Raw genomic sequence first — 16,238 nt, 5'->3', positions numbered from 1 at the left:
TCAGTCATGGCGGGCCTCACGGTGACGGACGATGTGGCGGGTTCGTTCGGACCACATGCCGCCGTAGACCACCTTTTCGGATAGGCGGCCGTGCATGTGGTGCAGCATCTGGCCATCGCCCAGGTAGACACCGGCGTGGTTCGGCACCGGCGCGCGGATCTGCATCAGCACCATGTCGCCGCGCTGTGGCTCGCCATCGATCGGCTCGAAGCCTTCCGCGCGCAGGCGATCCAGGCTGTAGAGGTCCTGGCCCTTCTCCCACCAGTCGTCCTCGCGCTCGTACTGGCTGAGCTCGATGCCCAACTCACGGGCGTAGAAGTCGCGCACCAGGCTGTAGCAATCCAGCACCCCGTGGGCGAACTGGCGGCCAACCAGCGGCGCCTCGTAGCCGCACGGCTCGATGGTCTGGAAGTCACCGCATTCCGGATCGGAACCGGTGCACTGCCCCACGCTCACGATGTGCCACGGCAGGCCGCTGGCCTCGCACATCACCCGGTCGGCATCCGATGCCGTCGCCGGGGCGTTGGGGTGGCTGTGCACGACGGCCAGCACCTGGCCCTGGTCTTCCGCATCGGCATAGTCCTCGGCGGGCAGGCGGAAGTGCTCGCTGGGCGTGGTGGCCACGTTGCGGCAGGGAATGTAGGTCTCCCCATCGCGGCCGGCCACGATCAGGCCACAGCACTCGCGCGGGTATTCGGCCACGGCGTGCGCCTGGATGGCCTGCAGGGTGCTCTGTTGCATGGTCTCGCCCATGAAAAAGCCCGCACAAGGCGGGCTGGGTGGTTACTCGATGGTGGCGTGGATCAGGTGCGCAGCAGTCCAGCGGCCGGGAACCCGCCATAGGGCAGAGGCTTGTCGGCGCCGAAGCGCAGCTTGCAGCTCCTCACCCTGCCCCCGCACTGGTCGCGCGACGGGTCGGTGGTCGGCACGTCGTTGGCGTCGGCCACGGCCGGCCCGGTGTAGCCACAGAATGGGCCGCGGTAACCGCCTCGGATCAACCAGCCGCACACGCCCGCGATGACCTGCCTCCCCGGCAGCTGCTCGCCGTTGAGGTCTATCGCCGTGGTCAGCTCGAACTCGACCACCTCCTTCGTTTCGGAGACCTTGCGCTCGATGAACCAGATCTCGTCCAGGAAGTGCTCGTTAGGGTCGGCGGTGGGGTTGAATCCGCCCACCACTGGCTGTGCTCCGGTCGGGATGAAGAAGCCCTGCGGTGTGTCGGCCAATTCGATCTGCGTTCCGTAGGCGACAACGTTCCCGCCAACTGTGTTCGTGTCCGGGCCTATGCTGGACGTGGTGCTGCTACTCGCGGCATTCAGCACCACCTTGAACACCAGCTTCAGCACGCCGCCGCCCACGTCGGTTTGTTCCAGCAGCGTGGTAGGCCCGGCGGTGGAAGTGTTGACCGTGAACCTGGTGGTGGCTGTACCCGCGAGAATCGAGTAGGTCGTGCCTGCGGCGGTGTTGTGGTTGATTCCGATCCGCGCTCTGCCGGAGCTTCCGAATTTCAGGTATGAGGTAACGATCAAGGTGTCACCAGCAGCAAAGGCAGTGACACCAGAAGAAGTGGTAACACGATGCCAGCTGATGCCATTGCTCGCGTAACGCACCGGGTAAAAGGTCACCCCCTCAACCACTTCGGGCGGCAGGTTGGTGCCGACGCCATTGCCCTCATAGTTCCAGCGCGCACCACCATTCACGCCACCCGGGTTGTTGCTCCAGCGCACCCGGTTCTCCCCAGGGAAATTCTTTGCATCCAGATACTTCACCAGCGTCTGCCGGCGGATCACCTTGGCCCCGACCATGTCGCCGTAGAGCATGCACATGGCCGCGATCCGGCCGTCCAGGTTGCCGACCTTCAGCCGCGGGTTCGGCGGCTGGTCGCTGGTGCGCTCGAAGCCTGTGGCCTCAATCGGCCAGGCGCCGTACTCCTGGCCCTGCCACCAGATCACCCCCGACTGCAGGTGCGCGTGGAAGAACAGCTGATCCGCGCCGAAGCTGCTGGCGTCCAACTCGTAGACAGTGACGCGGCCACCCGGCTCGAGCTGTTGGGCATCGGCGGTGATCATGCCGGTTCACCCTCCAGCCCGTCGTCGGAGAGCGTGACGTTCACGCGGACGGTCAATAGATAGACGATGTCCTTGGGCGCTCCGGTTGCCGGATCGGTGCATGAGTAGAGCACCGCATCAGCCTCCTGCTGGATCGCCAGACGAATGGTCTGCTCGTCGTTCTCGTCACGGTATACGCTCGCCCGCCATCCGGCTGCCGGTTGGATTCCTGGCCCTGTCACCAGGTACAGGCCGGTTCCGACCCGAGTGCAAGCGATTCCCAGATCTTCAAACGAGCAACCTATGCTGGTCCCGGGCGCGTGGTCGCCATCGAGGACGATCCCGCCGTCCGGCTGAATGTTGAATGCTGCAGCGCAAGTGGTGACCATCGTCAGGCTCGCTTGATGAAGTTGTTGGCGTCGACCGTGGTGTTTCCGGTACTCCAGATTTTCCTCCACGCCATGAACTGGTTGCCGTTGACCGACTGCGTGTAATACACCTCGCCGTCAGTACCAAACCCCATCTGGCTGATCCAGTTGTCGTTGACCTTGTTGAAGTGGCCGAGTGTTGACCAGCAGATCGCCAAGCCAAAGGGAACTGGACGATCTTGGGTATTGCTGTTCCACCTCTGGATACGAGCCGGATACCCCCACAATGCCGAAGCGGTAGGAATCGCGTCAGGCCAGGTGCCGTTCGCCCCCTTGCTAACCTTCGTCGCTGCGGTGGCGGCAGCTGAGTCGGCGGTCGACTTGGCCGTATCCGCTGAACTCTGCGCATTGGCCGCGTTCTGATAGACCTCAGCGAAATTGTCATTGCACTTCGTAAAGGCTACTGGAGCGAGATCACCGCGCCAGGTGCCGTTGTCGGTGGCGATATCGATTACTTTCCTGGACATGGGCTCTCCTTACGGCTGGAACGTCTGTTCGAAGGTGCAACTGATGCGGATGTATCCTTCGCGCTCGTCAGTTGCAGATAGCTTTGTGCAGCGGAACTGAGCCATGGGCTCGTTGGGCGGCGTCCAGAAGAAGCTCTCGCCCCTGGTCTTGCGCAGGCGCAGGAATGCTCGAACTCCGGCCATGTCATCCGCTTGCAAATGGCCCCACAGCTCGATGGTCCAGGTCTGCCGCTCGCTGTTGATCCCGTCAGGGGCAACCTGCTCATAGCCGTCGCCGAAGCGCGCGGTTTTCTCCGCGTAGGCGTATTCCACCTGCGGCTCTTGGCTGTAGACCAGCCAACCGAATGTTTCGGTCATAGTCGATGACCCTTGAAATGTAGGCGACGACCGCACAACGCATCTAGCAGCCGCTTTGCTACCATCGGGCTTCCTCCGGTTGCTGAGCGAGCGGTCTGAAATGAAACTGAAACTTGAGTCGTTCTCCGCCCAAGAGTCTGTCGGCGAAGACGGTCAATCTGTGGGCGCTGTGCTGCGCGTTGTGTTTCGCGATGGCCTGCCCGGCACTCTGGGTGTCTCTGGCACCATCGGCATTTCGTTCGAGCACCCTAACCCGGCCGGCCTGACATTCGCCGAGGTCGAGCGCCTGGCGATCGATCGAGTACTCGACGCGATGTGACCACGGAAGGGCTCGCAAGCAGCGAGCCCTTTCTGTATCCGCGTCAAACCGTGGCTACCTGCCGTTCTTCAATGCCCACAGAACGCCATTGGGCTTCATTTGCTGGATAGCCCACTGGCCCGCCATTGCGTTGAAGCTCCGCTGGATTGCGCTCTCTGAGCTACGGCTGGCAGCGCCATCGCCGGCCCCATCGCCGCCGTTCTGCACGTTGATCGTGCTGTCGATGCTGACTGACGGCCCGCCGGCAAGTGCACGAGCCGGCGATCCAGGACCGACAATTCCGCCGTCTACATAGCCACGAAGGCCGCGACGCATAGCCTCGACAACGCCCAAGCCACCAGCCCGGGCAATGTCCGTCTGCGACCAAACCACCTCGCCCTTGTGCACAACACCGGCGGGCTCGTACTTTCCACCGTCGCCGGTATAGCCCCCGGCGGAGAAACCCCACGAGCCGGAGAAAAGAGAGCCCAGGGTGCCGGTGTATCCACTGCCTCCGCCAAAGCTGTTAGCGATGCCTATTGCCGCTTGCCGAAATGCGATCCGGGCCAGGTCTGCCAAGATTGAGCGGGTCATATCGGAGAAGCTGAGCTTGCCGGTCTCGGTGAACTTCACCCAGACGTCCTCGAGGCCGCCGAACACGTTGGAAACCAGCCCCCCCATCTGCTGCGCCGCGTTGCCGGCCTGCTGCTTATAGTTTTCCCAGGCACTCGCTGCTCCCAACAGCCAATTGCCCTCGGCCTGCTGCAGCTCCCGATAGCCATCGCGCACGGCCTGCACTCGGTCCAGCGTCTTGGCCAACAGGATTGCCTTCTCTTCCTCGAAGGTCGAATCGTCGATCTGGTCGGCATTGCGCTGCAGCGTCAGTTGGCGCAGCTTCTCCGCCTGGTCGTCGTAGGCATCGTTGATGCGCTGCTGGATCTCGAACTCACGATCACCCATGCCAACCTGGGCAACTCGCGTCTCCAGGTGACGCCGCAAGGCGTCGTTGCTGGCCTCCAGCGCGTCCGAGTACGCGGCGATCGCGTTCCTGCGGGTCTTGACGGCGCGCTCTTCCTCGGTCGCCAGCACCTGCAGCTTCGCGGCCCCGTCGGTGCGCACCTTGGCCAGCCGCGCCTCCAATTCGCCCAACTGGCGCTTGACCGTGATTCCTTCCTTGCCCGCGACGTTCTGCCGCTGAAGGAAGTCGATCTGTGCCTGCAGCGATCGCGCATTCGCGTCCGTGCTGGCCTGCGTCAGTTCCTTCATGCGGCTGTAGTAGGCCTCAGCCGTGATCTGACGGGCTGCATACTCCGCGCGCAGGGTCTGGGTACTCGCCGATATGGTCGCCTGTTCCTGCACCAGGTCGTCCTTGTAGCCTTGGAGGCCTGCGCCTCGGGCAGCAGACCCAGTGCTGGCTTTGGTCTTCTCCTTGTACTTCTTCTCGATCGCTTCGACCGCGGCTGCACGGCGCTCTTCAATCTTCTCGACTTCGGTCGTAAGGCCAGCCGCCTCGGCCTTTTTCCGAGCAATCTCAGCTTCGCCATTGATCCGACCAATCTCAGCACGCTTCTTACTGATCTTGGATTCCTGCTTATCGATGATGCCGTCCATCTCGGCGACGAAGTCCAGAGACGCTGCCTGTGCGGCCTTCAACTCGGCGTCCTTTCGCTCCTTCGAAAGGTCCGCTGCAATTTCTTTGATCTGCTTGGCGCGGGTCTCGATGCGCTGCTGGTACTCATACACCCATGCGGCACTCATGCCATCCGCGACACCCTTGTTCATCGTCGCAACGTCTCGCTGGTTTGCCAGCAACAGCTGCTGCATTTGCATCGCCTGTGGGCCAGCACCGGTACTCGCCTGCATGGCCCCCCATGCTTTCGTCGCTTCACTCCAGATGGCTTTCCATCCCTGAATCACTGGGTTCTGGCTTGCCCTAACCCGTGCGAGCGCCATCTCCGTTTCACCTGCTGAGGCCCGCGTAATGACCGTTGCCGCGTCCTGATTTCGACCCTGCTCTTGTAAGGCCTTCACTTGCTCATAGAGCGCCACGGTCATAAAGTCGATTTTCTCGTTCAACTCGGCCGCGTACTTGACTGGGTCCTCTGCCAGTTTGGCGTAGAGGGCAACCGTTTCCTCGATGGATTGTCCGGTAATCTCCTTCATCGCGACAGCGGCATTTGCTACCGCCTGCATGTTCTCTGCAGCGATCTTTCCATTGGCGCCGATGGCTACCGCAGCCTCCTCACCAACGCCTGCCGTCACCTGCAATGCATCGCTCGTGTTCTGCGCCAGCGTCACGAGCGTGAGGGTAGTGGCCGCCGCCTCATTTCGAGACAGGACCAGCGCCTTGGTATAGGCCTCCTGCTGCTTCTCAGCGTCATACCAAGCATAGACCAGGACACCGACAGCCGCCGCGGCCACGGTGTACGGATTCACCATCCCCAGCAGCGCCGACGAGACTCCCTTCAATGCCGGCTCCACGCCACCGAAGCTGTCCTTGATCTGTCCACCCTGCTGCACCAGCACGGTGAAGAACGGCATGCCGCCCTGCAAGCTGGTGAAGATGTCGGTGAACTGAGCGGGCAGCTGGCGCATGGCCTGCGCCGTCTGCCCTGCAGAGATTCCGAGGTCAGAGATAGGGTTCTTGGTCGGCAAAGGCCGCGCGGCCTCGCCGCGAATCTCACGCAGCTGCCTGGTGAGTACACCCAGGCCTTGCCGAATGTCATCGAGGTCAGCACTGATACGAACGCGAAGATTGGCAGATGGCTCAGCCATGAGTAGGGGACTCCTTGGTGGGATGGACGGGACCAGCGCCCGTCATCAAGGTCTGGTACTTCTGCCAGCCGGCGGCATCTGCACCGAAGGCAACACGCATGGCAAGCGCGAAGTCGGCCATCCGCAGCCGATCATCCCTAGCGGCAGCCGCGGTGAAAGCCCGCAACTGCGCCAGGGTGTAGCTGAGCACTTCGCGCCGGCCGTGTCCGCGCGCGATCAGGAACTGGACAAGGTCGGCTGTGGCGGGAGGCTGACCGCTTCCCTGATCGCCACCACCATTCGCCTCAGCCGTAGGGCAAAAAAATCACGATTGAGGCCCGCCACCGCCTCGAGAAGCTGAGCCACCTCGTCCAGGTTGCCTCCCGCAACCCACTTCGGATCGCGGTCGACTGCCACGGCCAGAGCCGCGGCAATCTCGGTGCAGTCCTGTTCGAGCAGGTCCAGCACCAAGGCTCCGACGTCAACCGCCGCGGAGCCGTCGGGCAGGCCGGCGATCATGGCGATGCGCCCGATCGTCGAGCGACAAGCTGCAATGAACGGCCCCAGCTGCTCGAGCCGCAATGGCCCCACGACCAGCACCTCCCCGCGAAAGGGAACCGAGCGAGTGGGCGGCGTGATGGCATCCATGTCCCGCACAGTCATTTCTCCTGCTGCCAGTAGAAGTAGGCCGACTTGTCAGGGCCCGTCGCCTTGGCCACGTCCTTCACCAGCTTGCCCGGCACACTGCCCGAGCCAAACTCGGTACCGATCAGGCCCATGCTCTCGATGACGCCGCCGGTGACCTTGTGGCACACCAAGCGCACCATCTTGCCGCCGCGCGCCTCATTGGCGCCAATGAACTGCATCTCGTAGTACTTCTGGCTGGTGATGGCCGCCTCGACCTGCCCCAACGCGGCATGCTTGAAGGTCACCTTGACGTTGGGCGCACCTGCCACCGGTGCCGGGATGGTCGAGCCCGCGGGGATGAAGAGCATTCCGCGCTCGAGCCGGTAGTCCTTCCCGGCCTGGTAGGCCGTGGACCCGGTCGAGGGCTTCACATCGGTGATTTCACTGGCAATGCGCGACAGCGGCACATACGCGCCAACCACGGCAGTGGCCACCTCATCGGTCACGGTGGCCGCTGCCACATCAGTCGACTTGCCACGCGTCACGCGTGCGAAGTTGGCTGCGTTGAAGTCGTGGAACGTGTAGCTCAGGTTGTAGCCGGTGACGCGGTCCACGCTGTTGGCGACGCCACCGCCCGGGTTCTGATAGTCGGCCAGCTCGACCGCGGTCGACTGCGGCGCGACCGCGAATGCGGACACGTTTCCGACTTCCTCGAACGGCAGGCCGCTATTCCACTCGCGGATGAGGACGATGCCGCTGCCCAGGTAGCTGTAATCTTCGGCCATGATGGCTCTCCAGTTGGGATGCCGCTGAGCGGCGGGTTATTTCTTCGGGATGTTGGTCTGGTAGGTGATCAGGACTCCCACCCAGCCCGCGCCAGCTTTCTCCGGCATCAGGGGCTCCATGCCGACATAGACCGGCACCTGGACGCCCACGGGGTAGTTGCGGGCCGTCTCCCGGCTCTCCAGCGCGGCCTCGACGTCACTGACCAGGTCATCGAGGCCGGCTTGGTAGTTCTCGATCTGCGACGGCACTCGGGCGATCACGCTGACAGTCGTCAGCCGGTGCGTACTGACCTTCGCCGGGTCCGACGCCCGCTGCTGCTTCTCGATGACAGCAGTGAGTACAGCTGTCGTGTCCAGGTCACCGGGCGTTGGCTCCAGCGTCCAGCCAGTGCCAGCGTCGGTGAGGTAGCCGTTCGCCTTGCTGATCTGCTGCAGGGTGACGCCCATTGCTTCCAGCAGTTGCCGGCGGGGGCTAGGCATTGGCCACCTCCCACTGTGCAGTGGAAGCGTCAGCACGGAGCGGCTGCACCAGCTTCAACCTTCGACCGCTGCCGTCGATACGGACCACAGCGCCTTTGCGGGGCGTGACCTCGCTCAGTTGCAAGGTGATGCGATCGAACGTGACCGGTACCGGGCCGGCGTCGACTTCGCCGAACTGCTGCACGCTTTCGTCCAGCAGCACGGTGCAAGGCGTCTCCGTTCCATCGTCGGCGATGAAATGAGCGGCATCGGCAACGCCTGCGGCTCCAAACGCCTTGAACGCCAGGGCGTCGAAACGCTGCATGAATTCCTTCTGATTCAAGGCAATGGCCTCGCTGTTTCCATCGCCTTGTCCAACTCGCGCTTCAGGTAGAACGGCATCAGCCGCTTCCACGTGTCTTCGGCCATGCCGAAAATGTCGTAGCGCTGTTGGTAGGCGGCGGTGTTAGTGAAGATGAAGATCGAGCGCACGGCCGAACCCCAGCCAGTGCTGATCCGCTCGTAGACGCCAGGCCGGAGGCGACCACGACGCTTGATGATCACGAAGTACTCGCCACCGGTGGGCGCGCGCGTCCTGCGCCGTTTGGCGCTCGTCTCGGTCTGGTTCTGGTGCTTGTCCCGCTGGGCACCCAGCTGCGACAGGATCTTGGTGACCTGGCCGGCGGGCACGTTGCCGTACTGGTTTGGCCGGACGCCACGGCCCATCACCGCGAACTGGCTCGGTGACAGCAATCCCCTTCCCTGCAGCAACCGTTCGAAACCCTTGCGCCTACGCTGGCCACCCTCGACCTCCGTCAGCAGATACTTCGCCGGCGGCGTGCCCTTGAAGGCCTCGTCCCTGATGTAGATCTCGGCGTACGGCTTGTCCTTTGTGGCCTTGCGATAGAGCGCCGCATTGGTGGTCAACGGGGTCGGGCGATCGAACACCCGCCCCGCCTGCACCTTCCACCGCTCCCGGATCTCGTAGGCAACTTTGTTTGCCGCCTGTGAGGCTGCGTAGGGCAGCTGCGACTTCTCCAGGTCGCTCAGCTGACGCCCGAGCGCGTTGTCGGGGTCGACCCCGATCCTGATCTGGGCCATACAACCTCCTGCCCGGCCCGCCGAAGCGGGCCAGGCCCTACTGGCTTACTTCGCGCCGGCCTTCAGGCGGATCACTGCATCCGGTCGGGTGTTGATGTTCAGCGGGTTGGACTGGCTTTCCAGCTGGATGCCCTTGTTCATGCGCATCGGGGCGGTCTTGGTGTAGTACGGCAGGCCGATGCCGCGCACCGTTTCCAGGTAGTCCGCCGGCGCGAAACGGGTCAGGAACATGTCCGGCACGCCCAGCGGGAATGCGATGGCTTCGCCGTCGGCCAGAGCCAGATCGCCGCCGGTGTTGCCCTGCAGCTCTTCGAAGGTGATATCGCCAAACACGAAGCCCTTGCGGACGTCATCGCGCAGCGCGGCACCATCCTGCCAGCGCTCGTAGGCCTTCTGCACTTCCGGATGGTCGGTCAGGGCGTCGAAGAAGCCGGCGCTGCAGAACACGTGGATGCCGGTGTACGGGATGCCGCCAAGCTTTTCCTCGATCGCGCGCTTGATGGCCATGCACTTGGCGCGGACCTTGGTAGCGTCCTTGTTCAGCTCCATGCCGATGACGGACTGGTCGACACCGAATTCTTCGTAGAAGTCGATGATCACCGAGCCGTCGGCATCGAGCAGTTTGCCCTGCAGCGCGCCCATGCGGTGGTATTCGATGGTGAAGTCCAGGTCGCGCTTGTGCACCACCTGCAGCGCGTTGACCACGGCGGCAACGTTGTTGCCTTCCGGGTCGGCCGGGTCATAGACACCCAGCAGCTGGTCGGCCATGACCGTCGAATTCTGCGGCAGGTGGGTGGTTTCCAGCAGCTTCACCTTGCCACGCTCCAGGCCCTTGGGCTGACCGGGCGCACCACGCGGCACGTTGGGGACCAGCACCAGCTTGGTGCCGTTGATGCCCACCTTGACGATGGTGGTGCCAACCAGGCCCTGTTCCTGGAACAGGCGCATATCGGCGAGGCGGGTGGAAATGCGCGGCAGGTTGTTGATGTAGGCGTTCAGGGCATCGAAGCTCAGCACGCCCAGCGCCAGGAGGGTCTGCAGATCCATGGTGATTATTCTCTCGATAGGGGATACGAAAAGGCCCCGCCGAAGCGGGGCCAAGGGTCAACGGGTGAAAGGGGCGCTGCTAGGCGGTCAGCCGCCGGCAGCAGCGGAAATGGTGATGGTCCCGGTGGTGGCTTCACCCAAGTCGGTTGCGGTCACCTTGAGGGTGTAGTCGCCGGCGGTGCTCAGCGTCGCGGCATCCCAGGTGATAACACCACCCACGGCTGCCTTCGCGCCGCCACCAGCCAGAGTGCCGGTGCCGGTGGCCTTGGCCAGGGTGGCGCTGACGGTGCTGCCGGTGACCAGGGCGCCGAACACGTCCTTGACATGCGCCACGATCGGGCCCAGCGCCTCACCGGCGGTGCCGGTCAGCGGGGTGGAGACAAACACCAGGTGATCGGCCGCGTTCGATGCGATCGGCGGCTGCGTCCAGCGGGTGATGATGCCCGACTCAGCCAGGCTCAGCGCGGCCAGCAGCTTCTGGTCAGCGGTGACGCCGCTGGCCCACACCAGCTTTTCGCCGAATACCTCAGCGTCGCGCGCGATCGCCGCGCCCTTGACGGCCAGCGCCGCGGAATCATTGCCGGTGTCGATCGGGCCGTACAGCACCTTCACCGCGTCGGTGCCGTTGGCAGCGACGGTGTTATCTGCCTTGAGCAGGGTGCCGGCGGACAGCATGCCCTGTCCGGCCGGCAGACGGATCAGTTCACGGCTGCGCTCGCCGCCCGCTTCGGACAGCAGGAATTCGCCGGTACGGGTGCCGGCCAGGGAGATTTCCATCGTCAGTTACCTCGTTGCTTGTAGATGTGGTTGGGATTCAGCTTCGCCTTGTTGTCGGCGGCGCGTTGGTCGGCCATGGAAGCCGGGTGTGCGGTGACGACCTGGGTACTGCGGCCTTCCTCCGCCTTCATCGACAGCAGCTGTGCACGCACCGTGTCGAGGTCGGTGTTCTTCTCGATGAAGCTGGCTGCGAGGGTGTCATCGCCACGCAGCGCCGCTGCACAGGCGTCCTGCACTGCGGTCGCGTACTCGATGGCGCTGGCAGCCGGTTCACCCTCCTGCAGCGGGCGCCGCAGCACGGCCACCGCGAGCGCCGGCGGCAGCTCGCTGGATGCGATCGCAGCTGCCAACGCAGCTGCCGGGTTCTCCACGACTGCTGCAGGCGGTGCGGGTGCGGCCTCGGGCACCGGTGGCGGTACCACTGCCTCCGGCTCGTCGTCCGGGTCAGGGTTGCCCGGCGCGGGTGGCGGTGCCGATTCGGCTGCGCCGAGGTGCGCGATCAGGTCGTGCCAGGTGCCGATCCGGGTAGCAAACCCAACCGCAACTGCGGCTTGGCCGCGGTAGCAAGCCGCCTCGGTAGCTCGAACGGCCTCAGCATCCATGCCGAGGTTGCGCGCCACGGTGTCGACGAACATCGTGCGCATGTCCTCCAGATCCGCCATTGCCTCGGCATGCGCCTCTTCGCTGAGCGGGAAGTTGGGGTTGAAGTCGACCTTGCGGGCACCGGCGAAAAGCGGGGTGACCTTCAGGCCGATCTGTGAGTTGTTGCCGCTCCAGTCATGGTGGAAGCGGACCACGCCCACCGACCCGACACCACCGGTGCGGCTGATCCAGATCTCGTCGCAGGCAGAAGCGAGGGCGAAGCCGGCGGAGTACGCATGGTCATCAACCAGCGCATACACCGGCTTCCGGCCGCGCGCCTCGAAGATGTGGTCGACCAGGTCGAAGCAGCCAGACGCCATGCCGCCGGGCGTGTCCAGCCGCAGGATGATGGAGGTCACCGCATCATCGTTGAGCAGCTCATCAAAGAAGTCGCGCACCGCGGCATAGCTCACCGGACCTGGGCCGCTGGCGCCGGGCATCGGCCGGTTGACCATTGCGCCGGACAGGTTGATCACACCGATCAGTTTCTGGGCGACGCCCACCGACTGCCCGTCGGCGCCGGATACTTCGAAGCGGTCGGCCTTCAGCACGCTGTCGTCGCTGGTGACCTTCCCCTCCAGATAGCCGCCCACCAGTGCCTCGCCGATGGTCGGCTGCACCAGCAGCGGCTGATTGAGGACAGCGGCAGCGAGCGAGGCCACCACAGGCGCACGGCTGCCGCGACCCAGCATACGGGCCAAGAGGCCAGGCTTACTCGTCATCGTCATTCCCTTCATCGTTGTTGGCGCCAGGGGCGCCGGGTTCGTCGTCCTGCCGGGCACCGGAGGCGTTCGTACGCCTCGGGTCGCTGTCGTAGCAAAGCCCGGCCGCGTCTGCGCGTTCGTTGTCCAGTGCCTGCTCGGCGTCGACCTGTTCGGGATCCTCGCCAGCGCCCAGCACCACCTTGCTGCGTGATTTGAAGCCCGCCCGCACGGCCTTGAGTTCGGACGTCACGTCCTGCACCGGGTGGCTCCACGGCCAGCCCTCGGGCACCCACAAGGTTTCCGTCACGTCGTCGCGAAGGGACGCATATCTAGGCACCTTCAGCAGGCCGGCCAGCACTGCCTGATCAATGAACGCATCGCGCACCTTCTGGCAGAACATGGGGATCATGTAGAGCCACTGATCCTGCTCGATAACACGGCGGAATTCGTTGAGGATCAGGCGCAGCGCGCGGTCCGAGACGTTGCGCAGGTCACCAGTGAGCACCTCGTAGGGCACGTCCTGGCTGGCACAGATCGCCAGCAGGTGCCCGCGCAGGAACTCGGCATAGTCCGAACCTGCACTCGGCGGGTTGGCGAACGCGACTTTCCGACCTGGTGGCAACTCCTGCAGCGTGCCGGGCTCGAGCCCACCGGTAGCCGTCCCGTCATCATCCTCACCAGTGATCAGGTCGCCAATGGCATCGCCCTCCTCGCCATCCGCGTTGGCATCGGTGGTGATGAAACCTGCGAACAGGTTGGCCAGGGCCTGCCGTTCCAGCACCGCATCATCGAGGCGGTCCAGGTTGAACATGCGCAGCAGGGCCGGGGCTGACCGCGGAACACCGCGCATTGCACCTGCACGGTTCGGTCGAAACAGGTGCAACACCTGCTCCGCCGGTACGCGCACCAGCTCGTTGCCGTTGACGGTGAGCTGGATGTCACCGGGGTGCTCCCGGTACATCCAGTACGCGACTCGCCGGCCGATCCTGTCGACCTCGATGCCCTGCCGGATCACGTTTCCGTTGCTGGCCACGCCGTTGTAGTGCTGCGGGCATTGCTCAGATTCGATCAGCTGCACCTGCAGCGGCACCGGCAGGCCGTCCTCCGGCCGCCGGTACCGGAGCCTGGCGAATACCTCGCCGGCCTCGTTCCACTCGCGCCAGGACAGTGCCTGCAGACCCTCCCAGCCGAGCACGCCATCCGCATCGGCGTACTTGGCCCAGCGGGTCCACAGTTTGGTGACCTTCCTCTTGTGGTCGTCCGTTCCCCAGACCGGCTTCGCCTGGATGCCGGTGGCGATGCCATTGGACACGCTCTTGTTGAGCGCGCTGACCATCCACGGGTCATTACGTGCCAGATGCCGTGCCCGGGCCAGCAGCGTGGGAAGGCCAGTCAACGCGGCATTGGGGCCGAGCGAAGTCGGCCGGAAGGTGCGAAGCCGGCGGCCGTTGCCGGCGGCGCGGTAGCTGCTTTCAGAGGTATCAGACATTGCCGGTCCCCGACTGGTAGAGGCGCACGATGCGGCGCCGCCGCGTTGCACCTGCCGCTTGACCCAGCTCCTCACGCATCTGCTTGAGAAGGCGGCGCATCTCCGCCATGCTCTGGTAGGTCACAGTGCGGTCGGCATATCGGACGCTCAGCACGCCGGCCGCAATCGCGGCCTCCAGTTGCTCGACTTGATTCTTGGTGAATGCCATTTCAGCGTCCCAGGTACTTGCTTCGGATGACGCGGCGGGTGCGCGCACGCGGCATTGGCGCCGGCGCGATGTCGTCTGCCCTCACGTCTGGGTTGTCGTCCCACGGCGCGGCCCATGCCGGCGGCGTGGTCCAGTTGATGGCCGGAACCTTCAGCCACAGCGCCATGCCTTCGGCATAGCCGCACAGGTCGAAGGCTTCGTTGCGGCGCTTGGCCAAGTTTTCCCAGCCTCGTGCCGTCCTCGATTCGGCCGTCAGCTCCGCGTAGAACGCCTCGGGCAGCCAGTCGGGAAAGTGGTAGTAGCCAGGCCCGGGCTCGGCCCGCTTGATGTTGGCGTCCACCGTGTCCTTCAGTCGGTCCACGTTGAGCAGCAGCTGTGGCACATCGCCCTTCGACCCTGATTTGCGGTCCCGGCGCTTGCTGCTGTCCGGGAAGGTCTCCCGGAACAGCCCACCCTCGCGGCGCGCGTCGCCCTTGATCAGCCTGACCCTGGCGTGCAGCTTCCGGGCCTTGAGCGAACGCCAGAACTCCAGCGCGCGCACCGAGGTGCCCGACTTGCCGCCCCAGTCGATACCCACCGCATGCACCGGCATGCTGCGGCCGGTGGCATCGTCCAGCGGGTAGCGCCGGCAGATGACCTTCTCGACCAGGCGTTCCCAGTCTTCCAGATACTTCGGCGGGTCCAGTGGCAGGAAGCCGCCCGAACCGTCCTCCCGCTTGGAGGTGCGCAGGGTGAAGGAATCGACCACCCAGCGCTCCAGTTGCCCGGATTCTCCGATGCCAAAGCCCAGCACCAGCACGACGAACCGGTTGGCCTGGACGTCGACCTCACCGAGCAGGAAACGCACGCCCGCCGGCACAGCACCCGCAGGCCAGACCTCGGCCCGCTCCTGCATCTCGTTCGGATCACTAGCAGAGCGCGCTGCCATCGGCACGTAGTTGATCGCGCCGTCGACGTTGTGCGTGGTCTTCAGCGGCCGCTCTTCACCGGTGGTGGCGAACGTCCGCAGCGCCTGGAAGTAGCGCTCGATCAGCGATTCCCAGGACTGGTAGGCGGCTGCAACACCACCCAGCCAGTAGCTGGCGATGCGCGCTTCCGGCCTTTCACCGGTGACCGTTCCGTCGGCGTGTACGACCTGGCCCTCCGCAGCCCACACGCCGCTGCGGTTCATCCCGTCCTTCCACCGGTGCTGCAGGCCCACACCGCAGTGCGGACAGTGCAGCAGCGAGTAGTGCCGCGCCATCTTCTGCACGTCGTCCAGCACGACCCGTTCGAGCAGTTCCTCCATCGGCGGTAACGCGAAGCCGTCATAGCCTGGCGCTGCCTGAAACCGCTCGCCGCATTCCGGGCATGGCCAGTACCAGCGTCGGCGGTCGCCGCGCGCGTACAGCGCCGCGATGCCGGCCGCCGGCGGGCCTTGGTGTGGGTGCAGAGGCTTCCACGCACCGTCGGCGTAGTCGGTTGCCGGGCTCGATTCGGCCACCACCATGCCGGCGGACATGTAGGTCTGCGTGCGCTTCAGGCCAAGGCCGAAGCACTCGTCGATCGTTAGGTCGCCGGTGTAGTTGTCCACGTCCGTCATCAGGACGTCGTGGATGTCCTTGCCCGACAGCACCGACACCGACGGCCAGCCCATGCGCAACGACATTCCCGACCGGAAGAACTTCAGCAGGATGTTGTCGTCGTGAGCACGCGGGCTCAGCCTGGAGCGCAGCTCCGGGCTGGCGGCGATGCTGCGGGCGATACGGGTCTTGCTGTAGTCCTCGGCCGCATCCTTGGACATCTGCACAACCATGGCGTCGGCCGGGTTGCAGGTGATCAGGTAGGCCAAGCGCGCATCGATCAGCGAGATGGTCTTGCCAGACCGCGCCGGCCCTACGAACACCACCGCCTCGTAGTGGCGGCTACCGGTCGTGTCCAGCGGCTCGACCATGTAGGGCGTCGTGTCCGGATCCCAAGATCCGGCGGCGCCGGCGGCATTGGCCACCTGCAGCACGCGCGCTCCCTCGCTCACCCTGATGCGGCGCGGCGGCCGGATCATCTCGGC

19 protein-coding genes are annotated in these 16,238 nt (G+C 64.6%); 1 reads left to right on the top strand and 18 read right to left on the bottom strand.

From position 1 onward, the window contains the following. The 5 genes from BKE09_RS14110 to BKE09_RS14085 form a co-directional block, all read right to left on the bottom strand. Positions 1–741 (bottom strand): C40 family peptidase, encoded by a 741-nt coding sequence (locus tag BKE09_RS14110; RefSeq protein ID WP_075676756.1) that lies wholly within the window; start codon positions 739–741, stop codon positions 1–3. A gap of 62 nt (positions 742–803) precedes the next feature. Then, entirely contained in the window at positions 804–2,069 is a 1,266-nt protein-coding gene (locus BKE09_RS23750) for a phage minor tail protein L (protein ID WP_240502916.1), read from the bottom strand. Further along, the gene (locus tag BKE09_RS14095; protein ID WP_075676133.1) at positions 2,066–2,437 is read right to left on the bottom strand and encodes a hypothetical protein; all 372 of its coding nucleotides are present in this window, start codon (positions 2,435–2,437) and stop codon (positions 2,066–2,068) included. Before BKE09_RS14095 ends, BKE09_RS23750 begins: the two co-directional genes overlap by 4 nt. Before the next feature lie 2 nt (positions 2,438–2,439). After that, the gene (locus BKE09_RS14090) at positions 2,440–2,943 is read right to left on the bottom strand and encodes a hypothetical protein (protein WP_075676132.1); all 504 of its coding nucleotides are present in this window, start codon (positions 2,941–2,943) and stop codon (positions 2,440–2,442) included. Positions 2,944–2,952: 9 nt separating this feature from the next. After that, positions 2,953–3,300: a phage tail protein gene (locus BKE09_RS14085; RefSeq protein WP_075676131.1), complete on the bottom strand. Its 348-nt coding sequence runs from the start codon at positions 3,298–3,300 to the stop codon at positions 2,953–2,955. 100 nt (positions 3,301–3,400) lie between these two features. Here BKE09_RS14085 and BKE09_RS14080 point away from each other — a divergent pair, with 100 nt between their 5' ends. Beyond that, positions 3,401–3,619, top strand: coding sequence for a hypothetical protein (locus BKE09_RS14080; protein ID WP_139319657.1), 219 nt, complete (start codon positions 3,401–3,403; stop codon positions 3,617–3,619). A gap of 54 nt (positions 3,620–3,673) precedes the next feature. Here the strand turns inward: BKE09_RS14080 and BKE09_RS14075 are convergent, their stop codons facing one another. From BKE09_RS14075 to BKE09_RS14015, 13 genes are all read right to left on the bottom strand, one after another. After that, entirely contained in the window at positions 3,674–6,373 is a 2,700-nt protein-coding gene (locus tag BKE09_RS14075; protein ID WP_083663098.1) for a phage tail tape measure protein, read from the bottom strand. After that, positions 6,366–6,563, bottom strand: coding sequence for a hypothetical protein (locus BKE09_RS23645; protein WP_075676129.1), 198 nt, complete (start codon positions 6,561–6,563; stop codon positions 6,366–6,368). The genes BKE09_RS14075 and BKE09_RS23645 overlap by 8 nt, the downstream gene beginning before the upstream one ends. Before the next feature lie 26 nt (positions 6,564–6,589). Further along, complete coding sequence (locus BKE09_RS14065) at positions 6,590–7,000, bottom strand: hypothetical protein (RefSeq protein ID WP_083663121.1); 411 nt, start codon at positions 6,998–7,000, stop codon at positions 6,590–6,592. A gap of 11 nt (positions 7,001–7,011) precedes the next feature. Further along, positions 7,012–7,764: a hypothetical protein gene (locus BKE09_RS14060; protein ID WP_075676128.1), complete on the bottom strand. Its 753-nt coding sequence runs from the start codon at positions 7,762–7,764 to the stop codon at positions 7,012–7,014. A gap of 36 nt (positions 7,765–7,800) precedes the next feature. Next, entirely contained in the window at positions 7,801–8,211 is a 411-nt protein-coding gene (locus BKE09_RS14055; RefSeq protein ID WP_083663097.1) for a hypothetical protein, read from the bottom strand. Between the two features lie 25 nt (positions 8,212–8,236). Beyond that, positions 8,237–8,548 (bottom strand): hypothetical protein, encoded by a 312-nt coding sequence (locus tag BKE09_RS14050; RefSeq protein ID WP_083663120.1) that lies wholly within the window; start codon positions 8,546–8,548, stop codon positions 8,237–8,239. 14 nt (positions 8,549–8,562) lie between these two features. Then, positions 8,563–9,324 (bottom strand): hypothetical protein, encoded by a 762-nt coding sequence (locus BKE09_RS14045; protein WP_075676125.1) that lies wholly within the window; start codon positions 9,322–9,324, stop codon positions 8,563–8,565. Between the two features lie 45 nt (positions 9,325–9,369). Further along, complete coding sequence (locus BKE09_RS14040; protein ID WP_075676124.1) at positions 9,370–10,371, bottom strand: major capsid protein; 1,002 nt, start codon at positions 10,369–10,371, stop codon at positions 9,370–9,372. A gap of 87 nt (positions 10,372–10,458) precedes the next feature. Beyond that, entirely contained in the window at positions 10,459–11,148 is a 690-nt protein-coding gene (locus tag BKE09_RS14035) for a head decoration protein (RefSeq protein WP_075676123.1), read from the bottom strand. Between the two features lie 2 nt (positions 11,149–11,150). Continuing rightward, on the bottom strand, positions 11,151–12,512 hold the full coding sequence (locus tag BKE09_RS14030) for a S49 family peptidase (RefSeq protein WP_075676122.1): 1,362 nt from the start codon (positions 12,510–12,512) through the stop codon (positions 11,151–11,153). Continuing rightward, on the bottom strand, positions 12,502–13,983 hold the full coding sequence (locus BKE09_RS14025; protein WP_075676121.1) for a phage portal protein: 1,482 nt from the start codon (positions 13,981–13,983) through the stop codon (positions 12,502–12,504). Before BKE09_RS14025 ends, BKE09_RS14030 begins: the two co-directional genes overlap by 11 nt. Continuing rightward, positions 13,976–14,191, bottom strand: coding sequence for a hypothetical protein (locus BKE09_RS14020; protein WP_075676120.1), 216 nt, complete (start codon positions 14,189–14,191; stop codon positions 13,976–13,978). The genes BKE09_RS14025 and BKE09_RS14020 overlap by 8 nt, the downstream gene beginning before the upstream one ends. A gap of 1 nt (position 14,192) precedes the next feature. Continuing rightward, the gene (locus tag BKE09_RS14015; RefSeq protein ID WP_240502915.1) at positions 14,193–16,205 is read right to left on the bottom strand and encodes a terminase gpA endonuclease subunit; all 2,013 of its coding nucleotides are present in this window, start codon (positions 16,203–16,205) and stop codon (positions 14,193–14,195) included. Between the last annotated feature and the right edge of the window lie 33 nt (positions 16,206–16,238).

Origin of the sequence: Stenotrophomonas sp. TD3 (assembly GCF_001939825.1) — a bacterium.
In the GTDB taxonomy this organism is placed as follows: Bacteria; Pseudomonadota; Gammaproteobacteria; order Xanthomonadales; family Xanthomonadaceae; genus Stenotrophomonas.
The sequence above is the reverse complement of the archived record's forward strand: the minus strand, read 5'-3'. Positions and strand labels throughout refer to the sequence as shown.